Raw genomic sequence first — 18,163 nt, 5'->3', positions numbered from 1 at the left:
CTGAAGGGCGGGTTTCCGGTCGGGGCGCCGGACGCCCCGACCAGATATTACTCGCCAGTACACCCAGTTCGTGACCATTGAGCAAGCGCTCAGCAATGTGATCTGGCCAACGCGCCGGACGCGGCCGTCACGGGAACCCTCAGTCGCGCAGCGCGTTGAAGCGCCCGTGGTGGTAGAGCAGCGGCCGGCCCGCGCCGTCGGGGTCGCCCGCGACCGCCTGCGCTATCACGATCCGGTGGTCGCCGGCGGGCACCCGGGCCACCACCCGGCAGACCAGCCAGGCCAGCACCCCGTCGAGGACGGGCACGCCCTCGGGGCCGTGGCTCCAGCGGGTCGGCTCGGCGAAGCGGTCGGCGCCGCTGCGCGCGAAGGTGGCCGCCAGCTCCTCCTGGTGCTCGCCGAGTATGTGGACGCCGATGTGCTCGGCCTCGGCGACCGCGGGCCAGCTGGAGGAGCCGGTGCCCACCCCGAAGGAGATCAGCGGCGGGTCGGCGGCGACGGAGTTGAGCGAGGTGGCGGTGAAGCCGACGGGGCGCTCCCCGTGGGCCGTGATCACGGCGACGCCGGCGGCGTGCCGGCGGAAGACGGAGCGGAGCAGGTCGGGCGAGGCGGACCTGGGGGCGCCGATCGTGGGAACGGTGCGGAGCTCGGGCGAAACCGTCATGGAGTTGTCCTTCGTGCGGGGCGGCGTGGAGCGGGGTCCGGGGGCGTCAGACACCCGGACAGCGCGCGCTCGCGTGGCGGCCCAGGTCCACATGGGCCCGGCCGTAGAGAAGGAGGTCACCGGTCACTCCGTCAGGGTGACGACGGGTGACGGCCCCGGTCAAGTGCGTACCGGGATGTGGGAGATGTGTCACCGCGTCAGACCCGGCGGGCGCCGGCCCCGGGGGCACCGGCCTCACAGCGCGTGACCGAGGGCCGCGATGACGTCGGCCCTGCGGGGCTGTCCCGCGGCCCGGCGCACGATCCGGCCGGCCGCGTCGAGGACGAGGACGGTGGGGGTACGGACCACCCCGAGCTCGCGCACCAGGCCCAGGTGCTCCTCGGCGTCGACCTCCACGTGCGCGACGCCCGGCACCATGGCGGCGACCTCGTCCAGCACCCTGCGGGTGGCCCGGCAGGGCTGGCAGAAGGCGGTGGAGAACTGGACGAGCGTCGCCCGCTCCCCCAGCTCCGCGCCGCCGAGCCGCTCCGGCCCGAGCCGCTCCGGCCCGAGCCGCTCCGGCCCGGGGCGTTCCGGTCCGATCCGCTCCGGTCCGAGCCGCTCCGTCGCGTCCACCGCCGTCCTTGCCCGCCGTTCCACCGTCGCCCTTCCCTCCGTCCGCCCCGCCGTCTCCGCGCCCCTCCCGTGCAGCGTCGCACGGCACCGCGCGATTCCCTCCACGGCCACCGGGCACGACCACCGCGAGTGACGAGAATCTCCCCGTACGAAGCCGCCTGGACTGGTCACGGCGGCCCACATGCGGCACGATCTGCCCAAAGCCGAAAACCTACGGCCGCGTAACTTCGCCGGGAGAGCCCTCCCAGAAGGCACAGACGAAGGGGTAACTTCCTCCCATGGCAGAACTCGTGTACCGACCGGTGATCGGCGCCGCGCTCACCATGTTCAAGGCGCTCGACCTCAAGATCGACACACAGGGTTCGGAGCACATCCCGCGGACCGGCGGAGCCGTCCTCGTCAGCAACCACATCAGCTACCTGGACTTCATCTTCGACGGTCTGGCCGCGCTGCCGCAGAAGCGGCTGGTGCGCTTCATGGCGAAGGAGTCCGTCTTCCGGCACAAGGTCTCCGGGCCGCTGATGCGGGCGATGAAGCACATCCCCGTGGACCGGTCCCAGGGCGAGCACGCGTACAAGCACGCCCTGGAGGCGCTGCGGTCGGGCGAGATCGTCGGCGTCTTCCCCGAGGCGACCATCTCGGAGTCCTTCACGCTGAAGAGCTTCAAGTCGGGTGCCGCCCGGCTCGCCCAGGAGGCCGGGGTGCCGCTGATCCCCATGGCCCTGTGGGGGACCCAGCGGATCTGGACGAAGGGCCGGCCTCGGAACTTCAAGCGGGCCCACATCCCGGTGACGATCCGGGTCGGGGAGCCGGTGGAGGCCCCCGCCGACCAGTACGCGGGGGCGATCACCCGGCGGCTGCGCGAGCGCGTCCAGGAGCTCCTCGAGGCCGCCCAGCGCGCCTACCCGGTGCGCCCGAAGGACGCCGAGGACACCTGGTGGATCCCCGCGCACCTGGGCGGCACGGCGCCGACCCCGGAGCAGCTGAAGGCCGCCGGGAAGTAGTCCTCCGGTCAGCCGGGGTCGCGGACGGTGATCCGCGCCCCGGGGCTGACCTTCAGGAGCGCCTCGACGAGTTCCTCGCCGGCCGCGAGCAGTTCCCCGCGGGGCATGGGGGCGAGGGACTCCAGCAGGAAGAGGGCGTCGGTGGTGTCGTCGTCGATGCGGGTGCGCGGCCCCTGGCGCCAGTTCCAGCGGCGGCAGGTGACGCCCTGCTCGTCGCACCAGACGATCTCGCCCGGCTCGGGGTGCTCCACGGACTGCTCGCCGCCGGCGACCGTGACGAAGTCCTCCTCGCCGGTGGCCCGGACGAGGCGCATGTCGCCCTGGATCCGGTTCAGGTCCTCGCCGCCGACCGGGACGAGGTGGGCGACGCTGATCGCGTTGTAGGCGTCGACGAGCCGGTTGATCCGGGGCAGTCCGCCGTCCGCGAGGGCGCGGCGGGCGAGCGCCTCGGCGGAGTTGCGGGTGCGCGAGGGCTTGGCGCCGAAGGCGGTGTACGCCGCGCGCCAGGCGGCGACGTGCGGGTCCTGGTCCGGGGTGCGGCCGTCGAGGCGGGCGGCCAGCCGTCGGGCGGCCTCGTCGAGGAGGCCCGAGCTGGTCGCGTCGCTGGGGCCGTTGACGAGCCCGCGGGCCTCCACCGCGAGGTGGGTGAAGCCGGGGACGAGGGCGCGCACCTCGTCGGAGACGGTGAGCGTCAGGGGCATGGTCGCCGTTCCTTGCTGCCGGGGGTCACAGGTCCGCGGGGAGGGTCCGCCACAGGTGGGGCCGGTCGGTCGCGGCCCGGAGCGCGCGGAGTACGACCGGATGCGGTTCAGCATAGAGCACCGGATAGTCCACTTCATTGACCTTCGGGCGTACGGTCCACGCCAGCCGCTCCTCCCCGGTGGAGAACTGGGCGTCGACGCCGGGCGGGACGTTTCCGCGCACGTCCTGCCGGGCCCACCGCCCCTCGCCCGGCAGCCGCACCGCGACGAGCCCGTGGATCACCGGGTTCGAGCCGTCGTCGTCCGCGAGGCGCTGGTAGCAGAGGGCGGCGGGGATGCCCCGGGCCCGCAGGAGGGCGGCGTACGCGATCGACTTGGCGTAGCAGATGCCGGTGCCCTGCTCCAGGACGTCGGAGGCGCGCCAGGTGACGCGGAGGTCTCCCGAGTCCGGGGAGTGCGGGATGGCGTCGCGGACGAACTCGTAGGCAGCCTTGGCGTATGAGTATGCGTCGGCGTGGTCGGCGGCGATGCGGTCCGCGGTGGCGCGGACGAGCGGGTGGTCGTGATCGACGGCCTCACCGACGGCCAAGTAAGCGGCGATGTCGGCGTACTGCTGCTTCAGCTCCATGATCCGCGAGCATAGGAATGCGGCCGAGCAGAGTCAATCAATTTCCACTCGACCGCATATCTATTCATACTGTGCTAGCGGGCCAGCTCTTCCTTCAGGGCCTGGAGGAAGGCGTCGACGTCGTCCTCCGTGGTGTCGAAGGAGCACATCCAGCGCACGTCGCCCGCCTGCTCGTCCCAGAAGTAGAAGCGGAACCGCTTCTGGAGCCGGCGGCTGACCTCGTGCGGGAGGCGCGCGAAGACCGCGTTGGCCTCCACCGGGTAGAGGATCTCCACCCCGTCCAGGGCCCGCACGCCGTCCGCGAGGCGGCGGGCCATCGCGTTGGCCTGCCGGGCGTTGCGCAGCCACAGGTCCTTGGCGAGCAGCGCCTCCAGCTGGACCGACAGGAAGCGCATCTTGGAGGCGAGCTGCATGGACAGCTTGCGCAGGTGCTTCATGTGGCTGACGGCGTCCGGGTTGAGGACGATCACCGCCTCGCCGAAGAGCATGCCGTTCTTGGTGCCGCCGTACGAGACGACGTCGACGCCCACCGCGTTGGTGAAGGCGCGCATCGGCACGTCGAGGGAGGCGGCCGCGTTGGCTATCCGGGCGCCGTCGAGGTGCACCTTCATGCCCTTGGAGTGGGCATGCTCGACGATGGCGCGGACCTCGTCCACGGTGTAGACGGTGCCCAGCTCGGTGTTCTGGGTGATCGAGACGACCTGGGGCATCGCCCGGTGCTCGTCCTCCCAGCCCCAGGCCTGCCGGTCGATCAGCTCGGGGGTGAGCTTGCCGTCCGGGGTGGGCACGGTGAGCAGCTTGAGGCCGCCCATGCGCTCCGGCGCGCCGCCCTCGTCGACGTTGATGTGGGCGGACTCGGCGCAGATCACGGCGCCCCAGCGGTCGGTGAGCGCCTGGAGGGCGGTCACGTTCGACCCGGTGCCGTTGAAGACCGGGAAGGCCTCCGCGAGCGGGCCGAAGTGGCTGTGCACGATCCGCTGGAGGTGGTCCGTGTAGTCGTCCTCGCCGTAGGCCACCTGGTGGCCGTCGTTGGCGAGGGCGATCGCGGCGAGGATTTCGGGGTGGACGCCGGCGTAGTTGTCGCTCGCGAAGCCCCGGACCGACGGGTCGTGGTGACGACGGGCGTCGGTCCGGTGCCCGAGGGCGGCGGTCACGGTGCGGGGGTCAGCCACAGGCGCTGTCCGTTCACTTCCTGGGCGGGCCGCTCCCACAGACCGGCGATCTCGTCGGCCAGGTCCTTCACGTCGGTGAAGCCCGCGAACTTCGCGTTGGGGCGTTCGGCGCGCATGGCGTCGTGCACCAATGCCTTGATCACCAGGATGGCAGCCGCGGCCTGCGGGCCGTCCTCGTCCCCCAGCTTGCGGAAGGAGTCCGCCATGGCCAGGGTCCAGGCCTCGGCGGCGGCCTTGCCCGCGTTGTACGCGGCGTTGCCGGCCTGCGGCTTGTGGGCGCCTACCTGGCTGACCAGCGCGTAGCGGCCGCGGCCGCCGCTGCGGAGCAGGGCGTCGTGGAAGGCGAGGGAGGTGTGCTGGACCGTGCGGATCAGGAGCTTCTCCAGGAAGTCCCAGTCCTTGAGGTCGGTCTCCGTGAAGGAGGGGCTGCCGCGCCAGCCGCCCACGAGGTGGACGACGCCGTCGACGCGGCCGAACTCCTTCTCCGTCTTGTCGGCCCACGCGCGCGTGGCGTCGAGGTCCAGGAGGTCCACGGTCTCGCCGACGACCTTGGCGCCGTGGGTCTCCCGGGCGGCCTCGACGGCCTCGGCGAGGCGGGCGGGGTCGGCGTCGGCGGCGACCACGGTCGCGCCGGCTCCGGCGAGGCGGATCAGGGCCGCCCGGCCGGCGGGGCCGGCCGCGCCGGCCACCGCGATGACGGTCCCGTCGAGGGGGCCGCCGTTCGTCTCGGCGTGCATGGGTACCGCCTCCTCCGTGTTCTGGACGGCCGGACCGGACTCGCTCACGCGGCGACCCGCTCGGTGCCCGTCACGTCCGCGGCCGTGATGCCCTTGGTCCCGGCGATCACGCCCTTCATCTTCTTGGCCAGGGCCTCGAAGAACATGCTGAGCGGAAACTCGTCGGGAAGCACGTCGTCGACGAGCTTGCGCGGCGGGAGGGAGAGGTCCAGGGCGTCGGGGCCCTTGGCCCACTTGGAGCCCGGGTGCGGGGCGAGGTAGCCGGAGACGAACTCGTACGCCTTGAACCAGTGGACCAGCTTCGGGCGGTCGATGCCGTCGCGGTAGAGGGTCTCGATGTCGGAGCAGAGGCGGTTGGTGACCTCGGGGGCGCGGTCCCAGTCGATGGTGAGGACGTTGTCCGTCCAGCGCACCACGTCGTTCTTGTGGAGGTAGGCGAAGAGGAGCTGACCGCCCAGACCGTCGTAGTTGCGGTTGCGGTCGCCGGTGAGCGGGAAGCGGAACATCCGGTCGAAGAGGACCGCGTACTGCACGTCGCGGCCGTGCTCGTTGCCCTCGGCCTCCAGCTTCACGGCCTCCTTGAAGGCGGTGAGGTCGCAGCGGAGCTCCTCCAGGCCGTACATCCAGAACGGCTGGCGCTGCTTGATCATGAAGGGGTCGAAGGGCAGGTCGCCGCGGCTGTGGGCGCGGTCGTGGACCAGGTCCCAGAGGGCGAAGGCCTGCTCGCAGCGGGCCTGGTCGCCGAGCATGGCGGCGATGTCCTCGGGGAGCTTCACGCCCAGCGTCTCGACGGCGGCCTCGGTGACCTTGCGGAAGCGGGCGGCCTCGCGGTCGCAGAAGATGCCGCCCCAGGTGAAGCGCTCGGGCACCTCGCGGACGGCCACGGTCTCCGGGAAGAGGACGGCCGAGTTGGTGTCGTACCCGGCGGTGAAGTCCTCGAAGGTGATGCCGCAGAAGCCGGGGTTGTCGTAACGGGTGCGCTCCAGCTCGGAGAGCCACTCGGGCCAGACCATGCGGAGCACGACGGCCTCGAAGTTGCGGTCCGGGTTGCCGTTCTGCGTGTACATCGGGAAGAGCACGAGGTGCTGGAGCCCGTCGGCGCGGCCGGCGGCGGGGTGGAACTCCAGCAGGGAGTCCAGGAAGTCCGGGACGCCGAAGCCGCCCTCGGACCACTTGCGCAGGTCGGCGACGAGGGCGCGGTGGTACGCGGCGTCGTGCGGCACGAGCGGGGAGAGCTGCTCGACGGCGGCGACGAGGCGGTCGACGGTCAGCTCGACGAGGGAGCGGGCGGGCGCGCCCTCGGCCTCGAAGTCCACGGAGCCGTCGGCACGCTGCCAGACGCGGATCTCCTCCACGGCGCTCTTGAGCTCCGGCCAGGCCGGGTGGTCGATCACGCGGGCGGCGGTGGCTATCCCCTCGCCGGTCACGTCCTGCACAAGAATTTCCGTCATGCCTCTTCCTCCACAGGAGAACCTTGCGTAAAGGAACCGTAACCAGGCACGACTCCTCCCCGCAAGGGGAGCAAGAGAAATTCTCCCGTGGGACACCCACCCGACCGCATTTTTTCCTGTCGGCCGGGGGGTGAACGTGTGCTTCCGCCGGAAGGATCAGACCAGGGGCTTCACCAGGAGCTCGAAGCGGAGGTCGTCCCGCCGCGGCACGCCGAAGCGCTCGTCGCCGTACGGGAAGGGGCTCGTCTCGCCGGTCCGCCGGTAGCCGCGCCGCTCGTACCAGGCGATCAGCTCCTCCCGGGCGGTGATCACCGTCATGTGCATCTCGCGGGCCCCCCACTGCTCGCGCACCCGCCGCTCGGCCTCCGCGATGATCAGCTTGCCGAGACCGGCGCCCTGCAGCTCGGGCCGGACCGCGAACATGCCGAAGTAGGCGGCCTCGCCGCGGTGCTCCAGCTGGCAGCAGGCGACCGTCTCGCCCTCCCGCTCCACCAGGAGCAGCACGCTGCCGGGCGCGGTGATCACGGCGGCCACGCCCTCCGGATCGGTCCGCTGCCCGTCCAGGAGGTCCGCCTCGGTGGTCCAGCCGCCCCGGCTCGCGTCGCCCCGGTAGGCCGACTCGACGAGCGGCACCACGACGGGCACGTCGTCGAGCACCGCCCGGCGGTAGGTGACGGCACCGGCCTGCTGGCTCGCGGCGGTGTCGGGAACGGGCGTGGCGGTGTCCATCGTGCGGGGCTCCCCTCGGGCGCGGTGATCGGCGTGCGCGATCCTCCCGAGCCTAACGCGCGCCGCCGCACTCCCTTTCGTACGCCTGTGCGCGCCCGTGCGCCCGCGTGGGCGGCCCCGGGGGCGGGCAGCCCTGTCGTGGGGAACGAGTCGAGGGGGAGGTGTGCCGTGCACGGACCGGCCCTGTCCGGCTGGCTGCTCGTCGCGCTCTGCGCGGCCAGCGGGGCCTACTGCCTGCTCCGGATGCGGGCCTGCGCCGGCGAGGAGCGGCGGGCCGCCCGCGCGGAGGCCGTGATGGGCTTCGGCATGGCCGCGATGGCGCTGCCCGCCGCGGTCCTGAGCCCGCCGTCCTGGAGCTGGGCGGCGTACGCGGCGCTGTTCGGCGCGGTGGCCGCGGGCGACCTGCTCGCGGCGCGCCGCGACGGCCACCGGCTGCACCACGCGGTCGGCTCCCTCGCGATGGTCTACATGGCGCTCTCGATGGCCCCGGCGGCCGGCGGCGCACAGGGGGTGCACGCGGCGCACGGCGCGGGCGCGGCCGCCACGGGCGGCATACCCCTGCTCACCGGCGGGCTGCTCCTCTACTACACGGTGTACGTGCTCCGCTCCGGCGCCCGGCTCGTCCCGGTCGTCCCGCACGCGCGCGCGGCCGGCGCGACGGCGGGCGGCGCGACGGCGGGCGGCGGGTCCGCGTGGGCCACCCGGCCGGAGCTGACCCTGGTGTGCCGGCTCTCGATGGGGCTCGCCATGCTGGCGATGCTCTGCGCCCTCTGAGTGCCTTGCGCCGCAAGGGCGTTCGGCCCGACGGGCCGCGAAACCGTGGCGTGCGTCACTTGCCGGGCGAGGCCATACCCCCGGGGAGCACCCGCTCATAGGCTGGCGCCATGTGGGTCTCCCTCGCGCTGCTGCTGCTCGGCGTCCTGACCGCTCTCACCGCCCCCCGGCTGCTCGCCCGGGCCGACTGGGCGGAGCGAGAACCGGTCGTGGCGCTCTGGGCGTGGCAGTGCGCGGTGGCCACGGTCCTGGTCAGCTTCGCGCTCTCGATGACCATCAGCGCGGCGGCCGCCTGGCAGGCCGTGCGGGGACAGGTCTTCGCGCCCGCGCCGCGCGCGGTGATCGACGCCTACGAGCTCTCCACCGGCGGCGGCCCCTGGTCGGCGGTGCTCGCCGTGGCCCTCGCGGCCGGCGGGGTCTGGACGGGCGCCATGCTCGGCCGGGAGATCGGCCTGGCCCGCGCCCGCCGCCGCAAGCGCCGCGACGAGCTGCTGGTCCGCGCCCCGCAGCTGCCCGGGGAGGAGCCGGACGGCGGGCGCCTGGTCGTCCTGGAGGGCGAGCGCCCCGACGCCTGGTGGCTTCCCGGGGCCACCCCGCGGCTCGTCGTCACCACCGCCGCCCTGCGCCGGCTGAAGGGCCGCCAGCTCGACGCGCTCCTCGCCCACGAACAGGGACACGCCCGCGCCCGGCACGACTGGCTGCTCCACTGCTCCGGCGCCCTGGCCGCCGGCTTCCCCGGGATCCCGGTCTTCACCGCCTTCCGCGAGGAGATGCACCGGCTGGTCGAACTGGCCGCCGACGACGTGGCCTCGCGCCGCTTCGGCCGGCTCACCATCGCGCTCGCGCTGGTGGAACTGAACGAGGAGCGGGGGGTGTTCACCGCCGCCCCCGGCACCGGCCCGGAGGCCGGACTCCCCCGCCGGGTCGACCGGCTGCTCACCGCCGCGCCCCGGCTGACCGCCGGCCACCGACTGCGCCTGACGGCGACCGCCGCCCTCGTCCCGGTCGTCCCGGTGCTCATCGCGTTCTTCCCGGGCCTGGCCGCGCTCGGCTGACGCGGTGACGGCACGGAGCGCGACGGCCCGCACGGCCACCGGTGTTGCGCGGGGCGGCCCTCGGCCGCCGGTCAGGCAGGATCGTGGAATGCGCACCTCCGCCGTGGTCACCGGAACCCTCTTCCTGCTGCTGCTCGTGCTCGTGGTGGCGGGCTGGTCCCCCCTGCTCTCCTTCGACCTGGCGGTCGACGAGGCCCTGCACCGCCACGCCCTGGCCCATCCCGGCCTCACCCGGCTCCACCGGGTGCTGAGCGACTGGGTGTGGGACCCGTGGACGCTGCGGGCACTGGCCTTCGCCGTCGTCCTGGCCCTCGTCCGCCACGGACACCGGCGCCTGGCGCTGTGGGTGGCCGGGACCGTGCTGGCCGCGGCCGGGGTGCAGCAGGCGGTGAAGGCGCTGGTCGGCCGGGAGCGGCCGGTCTGGCGGGAGCCGGTGGACTCGGCCTCCTTCGCGGCCTTCCCCTCGGGGCACGCGATGACGGCGGCGGTGGTCTGCGGGCTGCTGCTGTGGGTGTTCGCACTGGTCGGCCGGGAGCCGTGGCGGGGCTGGGGCACGGTGGCCGGGATCGCGGTGGTCTCGGTCCTCGGGGTCGGCTGGACCCGGATCTACCTCGGGGTGCACTGGCCGTCGGACGTGGTGGCCGGCTGGCTGGCGGGCTGGTGCTGCGTGGCCGTCGCGATCGTGGCGTACCGCCGGAGCCTCGTCGTCCGCCCCCTCCCCCGGCCGGAGCGCGACCATGGGGGGAAGGGGACATGACGAGGCCGCCTTCCCTGGACGATCCCCCGTGTCGCCCAGGAAAGGCGGCCCTCCCGCCGCCGCGCCACGAGGGCGGGCCGACGGGCCACGCTGAGTATATTGGCCGCGAGCCAGTCAACGCAGGAGCCCAGCATGACGCCACGTAGCCCATCGGTCAACGAAGAGCTTCGGCGCCGCTCCCGGGAGCGGATCCTGGAGGCGACCGTCGAGCTCGTCGCGGTCCGCGGCTACGAGGCGACCACCCTCGGCGACATCGCCCGGGAGGCCGGAGTGGCCCGCGGTCTGGTCTCGTACTACTTCCCCGGCAAGCGCCAGCTGCTCCAGTCGGCGGTGCACCGCCTGATGCACCTCACGCTCGCGGAGGCGCTGGAGCGCGCCCCGCGCACCGAGGACGGGGCGGAGCGGATGGCCCGGGCGATCGACGCGATCCTGGGGCTCGCCGTGTCCCGGCCGACACTGATGCGGACCCACATGGCCGGCATCCTCCAGGCCGAGGGCTTCGTCCGCTGCGAGGAGCAGCAGCGGCTCGCGGCCCTGCTGCGGGACACGGTGGAGCGGTACGGCTCCCCGGACGTGGACCGGGACTACCCGCTGCTGCGGGCGCTGCTGATGGGCGCGGTGGTGGGGGTGCTGCTGCCGGGCGCGCCGATGCCGGTGGCGCGGCTGCGCGCGGAGCTGTTCCACCGGTACGGCCTGGCCTGGGACAGCGGCATGCCGCCGGACGGCGGTCCGCCCGACGGCATGCTCTGACGCGTCCGGGCCGGGAGCGGTCCCGGTCAGCCGGGGTCCCGGTCAGTCGCGGTCGCCGAAGTCCTCGAAGTAGTCCGGCTGCGTCTGGACATTGAGTTCGTCCATGCGGATCCGGTTCGCGGGGTCGGTGCGCCGGTCGGAGATCTTCAGGACGTCGAGGCCCCGGGCGATCTCGTTCGAGTAGATGTGGCCGTTGTAGTAGTAGGCGGACCAGGAGCCGCCGGTGGTGAGGGCGGTGGCGGACAGCGGGCCGCGGTCGAAGTAGCCGATCTCCTTCGGGTTCGCGGAGTCGGTGAAGTCCCAGATCGAGACGCCGCCCTGGTACCAGGCCTGGACCATGAGGTCCTTGCCCTTGACCGGGATCAGCGAGCCGTTGTGGGCGACGCAGTTCTCGGTGTCGGCCTGGGGGCGCGGGATCTTGTAGTAGCTGCGGAAGACGAGCTTGCGCTTGTCGCCCTTGCCGACGATGTCGTAGATGCCGTTGGCGCCGCGGTTCGGGCCGACGACGGTGTTGCAGGTCGCGCCGCCACCGCCGCCGAGCTCGTCGGTGAAGACGACCTTGTTGGCCTTCTGGTTGAAGGTCGCGGAGTGCCAGAACGCGAAGTTGACGTTGTCCTGGACCTGGTCGATCACCCGGGGGTGCTCGGGGTCGGAGACGTCGAAGAGGATGCCGTCGCCCATGCAGGCGCCGGCCGCGAGGTCCTTGCCGGGCAGCACGGTGATGTCGTGGCAGCCGGTGGTCTTGGAGACGCCCGGGTTGGTGGGACCGCCGGGGTTGCCGCCGCCGTCCGGGCCCTCACCGGGGAACAGGACGGGGAAGTTGACGATGCGGGCCTGCTCGGGCGCCTTGCGGGGCACCTTGATGACCGAGATGCCGTCGTGCGGCGGCTGGCAGTCGGGGAAGGCCGCGTTGGGCGAGTAGGAGGAGACGTAGACGTACACGTCCTTGCGCTGCGGCAGGATCGTGTGGGTGTGGGAGCCGCAGGCGGTCTCGACGGAGGCGACGTACTTCGGGTTCGCGATGTCGCTGATGTCGAAGATCTTCATGCCCTCCCAGGACTCCTTGACCGAGGCGGGCTGCGTCGTGCTGGCGCACGAGTCGTCGCTGCGGGAGGAGTCGGTGGAGAGGAAGAGGAGGTCCCCGGAGACCGAGATGTCGTTCTGGGAACCGGGGCAGAGGACCTGGGCCACGGTCTTCGGGCTCTTCGGGTCGCTGATGTCGAAGATGCGGAAGCCGTCGTAGTTGCCGGCGAAGGCGTACCTGCCCTGGAAGGCCAGGTCCGTGTTGAGGCTCTTGAGCGCGTCCTTGGGGACGTTCGCCAGGTGTGCGATGTTGTCCGTTCGGACGATCTCGTCGACGCCGGGTATCTCGCCGCTCTGGATCGCCGACCGCGCCTCGGCCGCCTGCTCCGCCGAGACCGGCGCCGGGGCCGGCACGTCCCCCGGGTCGGGGGTGGCGGCGGCCGTACCGGTGGCGAGCAGGGCGGCCAGCAGGCCGGCGGCGGCGGTGGCCGCGCCGAGACGTCTGATCCGGGACCGCGGGCTGTGCGGGGTATGCAACGAAGTCACTCCGTCCTCCGTGTTTTCCGTTCAACGCTGAACGGTGCTGGACCCCGGCAGTATGTTCCTTGGCGTGCACATCCCAACAGATGGCAACACAGATGTAATGAAGGAACCTGGGCAACTCCCCCGCAAGAAGTGCTAGGAACGGCCCCTGTACCTGTAAATCCCCCTGGAGGTACCGTTGCTGATCCGTCGTCGCCGCGCCGCCGTGGCCTTCTCCGTGCTGGCCGTGCTCGCCCTGGGCGCCTGCGAGTCGGGGCCGGGCTCCGCCGCTCCGAAGTCCACCGCACCGGCCGGGGCGGGCGGGGTGGTGGTGCCGGGGAAGCCCGGCGAGCCGGCCCGGCGGGTCTCACCGGAGGAGGCGGCGAGCCTGCTCCCCGACGAGCGGCCGAACGGCGCGGACTTCCGGTACGTGCAGATGATGGTCGTGCACCACCGCCAGGCCCTGACGATGACCTCCCTGGCCCCCACCCGCGCGGGCTCGCCGCAGGTCAGGAAGGTGGCCGAGCGGATCGCGGCGGCGCAGCAGCCGGAGATCGGCGCCATGGAGGGGTGGCTGGAGTCGAACGGCGGGCCCCGGGAGCAGGGCGCGCACGACCATCACTCGATGCCGGGCATGGCGACCGAGGCCCAGCTCGCGGAGCTGCGCGCGGCGAAGGGCGAGGCCTTCGACGAGCTCTTCCTGAAGCTGATGGTGACCCACCACGAGGGGGCCGTGACCATGGCGGCCGAGGTGCTGGCCCAGGGCAACAACGTGCTGGTGGAGGAGATGGCGAACGACGTGATCGCGCAGCAGACGGCGGAGATCAACCGGATGCGGTCGCTGTGAGGTCCCCGGCGGCCGGGTCCTGGCGGGCGGCCTGCGCCCCGGCCGCCGCCAGGACCGTGTCGAGGAGGCCCGGGAAGAGGGCGTCGAGGTCGGCCCTGCGCAGTCCGTTGAGCTTGGCCGTGCCGCGGTAGTCCTGGCGGATGACGCCGGCCTCGCGGAGCACCCGGAAGTGGTGGGTGGTGGTCGACTTGGTGACCGGGAGCACGAAGTGGGAGCAGCTCAACTCCGTCTCCGCGTCCGCCAGTTCGCTGACGATCCGCAGCCGTACGGCATCCGACAGCGCGTGCAGCACGGGCTCCAGGCGGATCTCGTCCCGCGCGGGGTGCTCCAGGAGGCGGGGACTGACGGGGGTCGACATGGCGGCGGCTCCACTTTCTCCCGGGGGACGGTTCGTTCCCGAGCGACGATTGTCCCCCGGAGGGCGGTTCCCCCCGCAAGGGGGACCGGGACGGCCTCCATTGTACGAGGACTCTCGTAGTTTGACAGTCGACGTACTACGATGGGTATCGTACGAACGTCCCGCCGGGCCCCCACCCGTCCGGCACCCCGGCCGTCCCGAAACGGAGCCCCCGATGAGCGCCGCCCTCTTCGAGCCCTACACCCTCCGCTCGCTGACCGTCCCGAACCGCGTCTGGATGGCCCCGATGTGCCAGTACTCGGCGGAGGTCTTCGGCCCGAACGCCGGGGTCGCCACCGACTGGCACTTCGCCCACTACGCCTCCCGCGCCACCGGCGGCGCCGGCCTCATCCTGGTCGAGGCCACCGCCGTCACCCCCGAGGGCCGGATCAGCCCCGCCGACCTCGGGCTGTGGAACGACACCCAGACCGAGGCCCTGCGCCGGATCGCCGGCTTCCTCAAGGCCCACGGCACCGTCCCCGGCATCCAGATCGCCCACGCCGGCCGCAAGGCCTCCACCCAGCGCCCGTGGCTCGGCCGCGGCCCCGCCCCGGCCGAGGAGGCCTGGCAGCCGGTCGCGCCGAGCCCGGCCGCCTTCGACGAGGGCTACCCGGTGCCGACCGAACTGACCGAGGAGGGCATCCGGGAGGTCGTCGGCCACTTCGCGGCCGCGGCCCGCCGCGCCCTGGCCGCCGGATTCGAGGTCGTCGAGGTGCACGGCGCCCACGGCTACCTCATCGGCGAATTCCTCTCCCCGCACAGCAACCACCGCACCGACGCCTACGGCGGTTCCTTCGAGAACCGGACCCGGCTCGCCCTGGAGGTCGTGGACGCGGTCCGGGCCGTCTGGCCCGAGGAACTCCCCGTCTTCTTCCGCATCTCCGCCACCGACTGGCTGGAGGAGGCCGGCTGGACCCCGGACGAGACCGTCCGCTTCGCCGCGCTGCTGCGCGAGCACGGCGTCGACCTGCTCGACGTCTCCAGCGGCGGCAACGGCGGCCCCGCCCGGATCCCGGTCGGCCCCGGCTACCAGGTGCCCTTCGCCGCCCGGGTCAAGGCCGAGACCGGACTGCCGGTCGCCGCCGTCGGCCTCATCACCGAGCCCGAGCAGGCCGAGAAGATCCTCGCCAACGGCGAGGCCGACGCGGTCCTCCTCGGCCGCGAGCTGCTGCGCGACGCCTCCTGGCCGCGCCGGGCCGCGCGCGCACTGGGCGCCACCACCTCCGCGCCGCCCCAGTACGCCTGGGCGATCTGACCCCGCGCCCGCCGGGGACGCCACGGGACCGAACGGCCGCGGGGCGTCCCGGACCCCGTTGTCAGTGGTGGGGTGCAGACTGGCCCGTATCCGTGACAACGGCGTCCTGGAGGTGGGCCCCATGCCCGACGTACTTCTCACCGTAGGCACCCGCAAGGGACTCTTCATCGGCCGCAGGCACGACGGGCGCTGGGAGTTCGACGATCCCCACTTCCCCGCCCAGGCCGTCTACTCGGTGGCCATCGACACCCGGCCGGACACCCCGCGCCTGCTGGTCGGCGGCGACAGCTCCCACTGGGGCCCGTCCGTCTTCCACTCCGACGACCTGGGCCGGAGCTGGACCGAACCGCCCGCGCCCGCCGTCAAGTTCCCCCAGGACACCGGCGCCTCCCTGGAGCGCGTCTGGCAGCTCCACCCGGCCCCCGCCCACTCCCCCGGCGTCGTCTACGCGGGCACCGAACCGGCCGCGCTCTTCCGCTCCGACGACGGCGGCGCCTCCTTCGCCCTGGTCCGGCCGCTGTGGGAGCACCCGACCCGCTCCCGGTGGGTGCCGGGCGGCGGCGGCGAGGCCGTGCACACCGTCGTCACCGACCGCCACGACCCCGACGCCGTCACCGTGGCCGTCTCCACCGCCGGCGTCTTCCGCAGCCGGGACGGCGGCGCCTCCTGGGACCCGTCCAACCACGGCGTCTCCGCCGTCTTCCTGCCCGACCCCGACCCGGAGTTCGGCCAGTGCGTCCACAAGATCGCGCAGGACGCGGGCGACCCGGACCGGCTGTACCTCCAGAACCACTGGGGCGTCTACCGCAGCGACGACGCCGGCGGCAGCTGGGCGGACATCGGCGGACCCCTGCCCTCCGACTTCGGCTTCGCCGTCGCCGCGCACCCGCACCGCCCCGGCACCGCCTACGTCTTCCCCATCGCCGCCGACTCCGACCGCGTCCCCGCCGGGCGCCGCTGCCGGGTCTACCGCACCACGGACGCGGGCGCCGGCTGGGAGCCCCTGCACAAGGGACTCCCGGAGGGCGACCACTACGGCACGGTGCTCCGCGACGCCCTGTGCACCGACGACGCCGACCCGGCCGGCGTCTACTTCGGCAACCGCAACGGCGAGGTGTACGCGAGCGACGACGACGGCGACAGCTGGCGGCTCCTCGCCGCCCACCTGCCGGACGTCCTGTGCGTCCGGGCGGCGGTGATCTGAACCTCCCGCCGCCCGCCCGCCGGGACCCCGCTCAGGGCAGCAGCCAGTCCACCGGCTCGGCGCCCTGGGCGACCAGCATCTCGTTCGCCCGGCTGAAGGGACGGGAGCCGAAGAAGCCCCGGTCCGCGGAGCGGGGGGACGGGTGCGCCGACTCGACCGCCGGCAGACTGCCCAGCAGCGGGCGGGCGTTGCGGGCGTCACGGCCCCAGAGGATGGAGACCAGCGGCTTGCCGCGGGCGGCGAGGGCGCGGATGGCCTGCTCGGTGACCTCCTCCCAGCCCTTGTTCCGGTGGGCGCCCGCGTTGCGCGGGGAGGTGGTCAGCGTCCTGTTGAGCAGCAGGACGCCCTGCCGGGTCCACGGGGTGAGGTCGCCGTTGGAGGGGCGGGGGTGGCCCAGGTCGGTGTGCATCTCCCAGAAGATGTTGAGGAGACTGGCCGGCAGCTGCCGCACCTCGGGGGCCACCGCGAAGCTCAGGCCGATCGCCATCCCCGGGGTGGGGTAGGGGTCCTGACCGACGATCAGGACCCGCACGTCGTCGAACGGCTGCTGGAAGGCGCGCAGCACGTTCGGCCCGGAGGGCAGATAGGTCCGGCCCGCGGCGATCTCGCTCCGCAGGAAGTCGCCCATCTCGGCCACCCGGCCCGCGACGGGCTCCAGGGCCTTCGCCCAGCCGGGCTCCACCAGTTCGTTCAACGGTCTCGCAGTCACGGTCCGTCACTCTAGCGGCCTACACCGACAACGCCCTCCGTCCTAGACTGCGGGCCCCAGACCCCACCCGGTGAGGACGGTTGCAGCGTGGATTCCGAGAGCGAACGCGGCGGCGGACCGGTGGACGCGCTGGTCGTCGGGATCGACTCGGGCGGGTCCGGGCTGCGGGTCGCCCTCGCCCGGGCCGCGGACGGGACGGTGCTCGGCCGGACGGCCGCCGCGGGCCCCGTGCGAACCGGACCGGGAGGCATCTCCGCCGCCCACTTCCTGGAGTCGGCGCTGCCGGCCGTCGACGCGCTGCGGGCGGAGGCCGGGGACGGACGCCCGGTACTGGCCGCCGCCGTGGGGGCCGCCGGGATGGCGACCCTGGGCGAGGAGCTGCGGGCGGTCCTCCCCGGCGCCTTCGCCGAGGCCTGGGGAGTGCGCGGGACGGTGCTCGCCGCCGACGCCGTCACCGCCTACGCCGGGGCCCTCGGCGCCCGGCCCGGCGCGGTCGTCGCCGGCGGCACCGGCCTGATCGCCCTCGGCACCGACCTGAGCGGCTGGCGCCGGGCCGACGGCTGGGGCCACCTCCTGGGCGACTGCGGCGGCGGCGCCTGGATCGGCCGGGCCGGCCTGGAGGCCGCGATGCGGGCGTACGACGGGCGGCGCGGCGGCTCGCCGGCGCTGCTGGCCCGGGCGGAGAAGCTGCACGGCCCGGCGGCCGGGCTGCCCGCCGCGCTCTACCCGCGCACGGACCGGCCGGCCGTCCTGGCCGCGTTCGCCCCGGAGGTCGCCGCCTGCGCGGCGGACGATCCGGTCGCCGCCGGGATCCTGGAGCGGGCCGCCGAGCACATCGCGGACGCCGCCGGGGCGGCCTGCCCGCCGGACCCGACGGCCGTGGTGGCGCTGACCGGCGGCCTGTTCCGGCTCGGCGAGCCGCTCCTCGCACCGCTGCGGGCGGCGCTCGCGGAACGGCTGCCCGGGGTCGCGGCCGTCGCTCCTGCGGGGGACCCGCTCGACGGGGCGGTGGCACTGGCCACGGGGCTCGCGGCGGGCGCCGGGCGGTTCCCCGAGGACCCCGCGCTGCTGCGGATCCTCTGACGGTGCCCCCGCCCCCGGGAGGCATCGCCGCTGGTCCGGGACGTGCGGAGGTGCCGAACGACCGTCCGGTCCACGACGTGGCGCAC

General features: G+C 73.6%; 20 protein-coding genes. 9 read left to right on the top strand and 11 right to left on the bottom strand.

Annotation, left to right across the window (positions count from 1 at the left end; genetic code table 11):
• Positions 1-139: 139 nt before the first annotated feature.
• Positions 140-664, bottom strand: a complete 525-nt coding sequence (locus ACFW6A_RS29035) for a flavin reductase family protein (protein ID WP_386644137.1) — start codon at positions 662-664, stop codon at positions 140-142.
• Between the two features lie 234 nt (positions 665-898).
• Positions 899-1,246, bottom strand: coding sequence for a thioredoxin family protein (locus ACFW6A_RS29030; RefSeq protein WP_351846124.1), 348 nt, complete (start codon positions 1,244-1,246; stop codon positions 899-901).
• A gap of 311 nt (positions 1,247-1,557) precedes the next feature.
• Between ACFW6A_RS29030 and ACFW6A_RS29025 the strand changes: the two genes are divergently transcribed.
• Complete coding sequence (locus ACFW6A_RS29025; protein WP_351845986.1) at positions 1,558-2,283, top strand: lysophospholipid acyltransferase family protein; 726 nt, start codon at positions 1,558-1,560, stop codon at positions 2,281-2,283.
• Positions 2,284-2,291: 8 nt separating this feature from the next.
• Here the strand turns inward: ACFW6A_RS29025 and ACFW6A_RS29020 are convergent, their stop codons facing one another.
• From ACFW6A_RS29020 to ACFW6A_RS28995, 6 genes are all read right to left on the bottom strand, one after another.
• Positions 2,292-2,984 (bottom strand): B3/4 domain-containing protein, encoded by a 693-nt coding sequence (locus tag ACFW6A_RS29020; protein WP_386644134.1) that lies wholly within the window; start codon positions 2,982-2,984, stop codon positions 2,292-2,294.
• A 25-nt stretch (positions 2,985-3,009) separates the two neighbouring features.
• Complete coding sequence (locus ACFW6A_RS29015) at positions 3,010-3,612, bottom strand: transglutaminase family protein (protein ID WP_386644131.1); 603 nt, start codon at positions 3,610-3,612, stop codon at positions 3,010-3,012.
• Positions 3,613-3,686: 74 nt separating this feature from the next.
• Complete coding sequence (locus ACFW6A_RS29010; RefSeq protein WP_386480149.1) at positions 3,687-4,784, bottom strand: threonine aldolase family protein; 1,098 nt, start codon at positions 4,782-4,784, stop codon at positions 3,687-3,689.
• Positions 4,763-5,521 (bottom strand): SDR family NAD(P)-dependent oxidoreductase, encoded by a 759-nt coding sequence (locus ACFW6A_RS29005; RefSeq protein WP_386644128.1) that lies wholly within the window; start codon positions 5,519-5,521, stop codon positions 4,763-4,765. The genes ACFW6A_RS29010 and ACFW6A_RS29005 overlap by 22 nt, the downstream gene beginning before the upstream one ends.
• 44 nt (positions 5,522-5,565) lie before the next feature.
• Entirely contained in the window at positions 5,566-6,972 is a 1,407-nt protein-coding gene (locus ACFW6A_RS29000) for a DUF6421 family protein (protein ID WP_386480145.1), read from the bottom strand.
• A gap of 156 nt (positions 6,973-7,128) precedes the next feature.
• On the bottom strand, positions 7,129-7,701 hold the full coding sequence (locus tag ACFW6A_RS28995) for a GNAT family N-acetyltransferase (protein ID WP_351845998.1): 573 nt from the start codon (positions 7,699-7,701) through the stop codon (positions 7,129-7,131).
• A 168-nt stretch (positions 7,702-7,869) separates the two neighbouring features.
• Between ACFW6A_RS28995 and ACFW6A_RS28990 the strand changes: the two genes are divergently transcribed.
• The 4 genes from ACFW6A_RS28990 to ACFW6A_RS28975 all read left to right on the top strand — a co-directional run bounded on the left by ACFW6A_RS28990 (position 7,870) and on the right by ACFW6A_RS28975 (position 11,037).
• A complete protein-coding gene (locus tag ACFW6A_RS28990; RefSeq protein WP_386644125.1) occupies positions 7,870-8,475 on the top strand; it encodes a DUF5134 domain-containing protein in 606 nt (201 codons plus the stop codon).
• A 110-nt stretch (positions 8,476-8,585) separates the two neighbouring features.
• Positions 8,586-9,530 carry a M56 family metallopeptidase gene (locus tag ACFW6A_RS28985; RefSeq protein ID WP_351846003.1) on the top strand — a complete coding sequence of 315 codons (945 nt, stop codon included), beginning with the start codon at positions 8,586-8,588 and terminating at the stop codon, positions 9,528-9,530.
• An 88-nt stretch (positions 9,531-9,618) separates the two neighbouring features.
• Complete coding sequence (locus ACFW6A_RS28980) at positions 9,619-10,287, top strand: phosphatase PAP2 family protein (protein WP_351846006.1); 669 nt, start codon at positions 9,619-9,621, stop codon at positions 10,285-10,287.
• 132 nt (positions 10,288-10,419) lie between these two features.
• Positions 10,420-11,037, top strand: a complete 618-nt coding sequence (locus tag ACFW6A_RS28975) for a TetR/AcrR family transcriptional regulator (protein ID WP_386644120.1) — start codon at positions 10,420-10,422, stop codon at positions 11,035-11,037.
• A gap of 42 nt (positions 11,038-11,079) precedes the next feature.
• Here the strand turns inward: ACFW6A_RS28975 and ACFW6A_RS28970 are convergent, their stop codons facing one another.
• Complete coding sequence (locus tag ACFW6A_RS28970) at positions 11,080-12,606, bottom strand: LVIVD repeat-containing protein (protein WP_386644117.1); 1,527 nt, start codon at positions 12,604-12,606, stop codon at positions 11,080-11,082.
• A gap of 175 nt (positions 12,607-12,781) precedes the next feature.
• Between ACFW6A_RS28970 and ACFW6A_RS28965 the strand changes: the two genes are divergently transcribed.
• Positions 12,782-13,429 carry a DUF305 domain-containing protein gene (locus tag ACFW6A_RS28965; protein ID WP_351846011.1) on the top strand — a complete coding sequence of 216 codons (648 nt, stop codon included), beginning with the start codon at positions 12,782-12,784 and terminating at the stop codon, positions 13,427-13,429.
• Here ACFW6A_RS28965 and ACFW6A_RS28960 read toward each other — a convergent pair.
• Positions 13,407-13,787 (bottom strand): ArsR family transcriptional regulator, encoded by a 381-nt coding sequence (locus ACFW6A_RS28960; protein WP_351846013.1) that lies wholly within the window; start codon positions 13,785-13,787, stop codon positions 13,407-13,409. The two genes, ACFW6A_RS28965 and ACFW6A_RS28960, sit on opposite strands and share 23 nt — an antisense overlap.
• Before the next feature lie 214 nt (positions 13,788-14,001).
• Here ACFW6A_RS28960 and ACFW6A_RS28955 point away from each other — a divergent pair, with 214 nt between their 5' ends.
• Both ACFW6A_RS28955 and ACFW6A_RS28950 read left to right on the top strand, forming a co-directional pair.
• Positions 14,002-15,081, top strand: a complete 1,080-nt coding sequence (locus ACFW6A_RS28955; RefSeq protein ID WP_351846016.1) for an NADH:flavin oxidoreductase/NADH oxidase — start codon at positions 14,002-14,004, stop codon at positions 15,079-15,081.
• A 121-nt stretch (positions 15,082-15,202) separates the two neighbouring features.
• The gene (locus ACFW6A_RS28950; protein WP_386644112.1) at positions 15,203-16,285 is read left to right on the top strand and encodes a WD40/YVTN/BNR-like repeat-containing protein; all 1,083 of its coding nucleotides are present in this window, start codon (positions 15,203-15,205) and stop codon (positions 16,283-16,285) included.
• Positions 16,286-16,316: 31 nt separating this feature from the next.
• Here the strand turns inward: ACFW6A_RS28950 and ACFW6A_RS28945 are convergent, their stop codons facing one another.
• Positions 16,317-16,994: a uracil-DNA glycosylase gene (locus ACFW6A_RS28945; RefSeq protein WP_386486808.1), complete on the bottom strand. Its 678-nt coding sequence runs from the start codon at positions 16,992-16,994 to the stop codon at positions 16,317-16,319.
• An 87-nt stretch (positions 16,995-17,081) separates the two neighbouring features.
• Here ACFW6A_RS28945 and ACFW6A_RS28940 point away from each other — a divergent pair, with 87 nt between their 5' ends.
• On the top strand, positions 17,082-18,077 hold the full coding sequence (locus ACFW6A_RS28940; RefSeq protein WP_351846023.1) for a BadF/BadG/BcrA/BcrD ATPase family protein: 996 nt from the start codon (positions 17,082-17,084) through the stop codon (positions 18,075-18,077).
• Positions 18,078-18,163: the final 86 nt, after the last annotated feature.

The sequence above is a fragment of the Streptomyces sp. NPDC058758 genome, from assembly GCF_042746075.1.
Taxonomy (GTDB): domain Bacteria; phylum Actinomycetota; class Actinomycetes; order Streptomycetales; family Streptomycetaceae; genus Streptomyces.
This window is presented reverse-complemented; position numbering and strand designations above follow the sequence as displayed.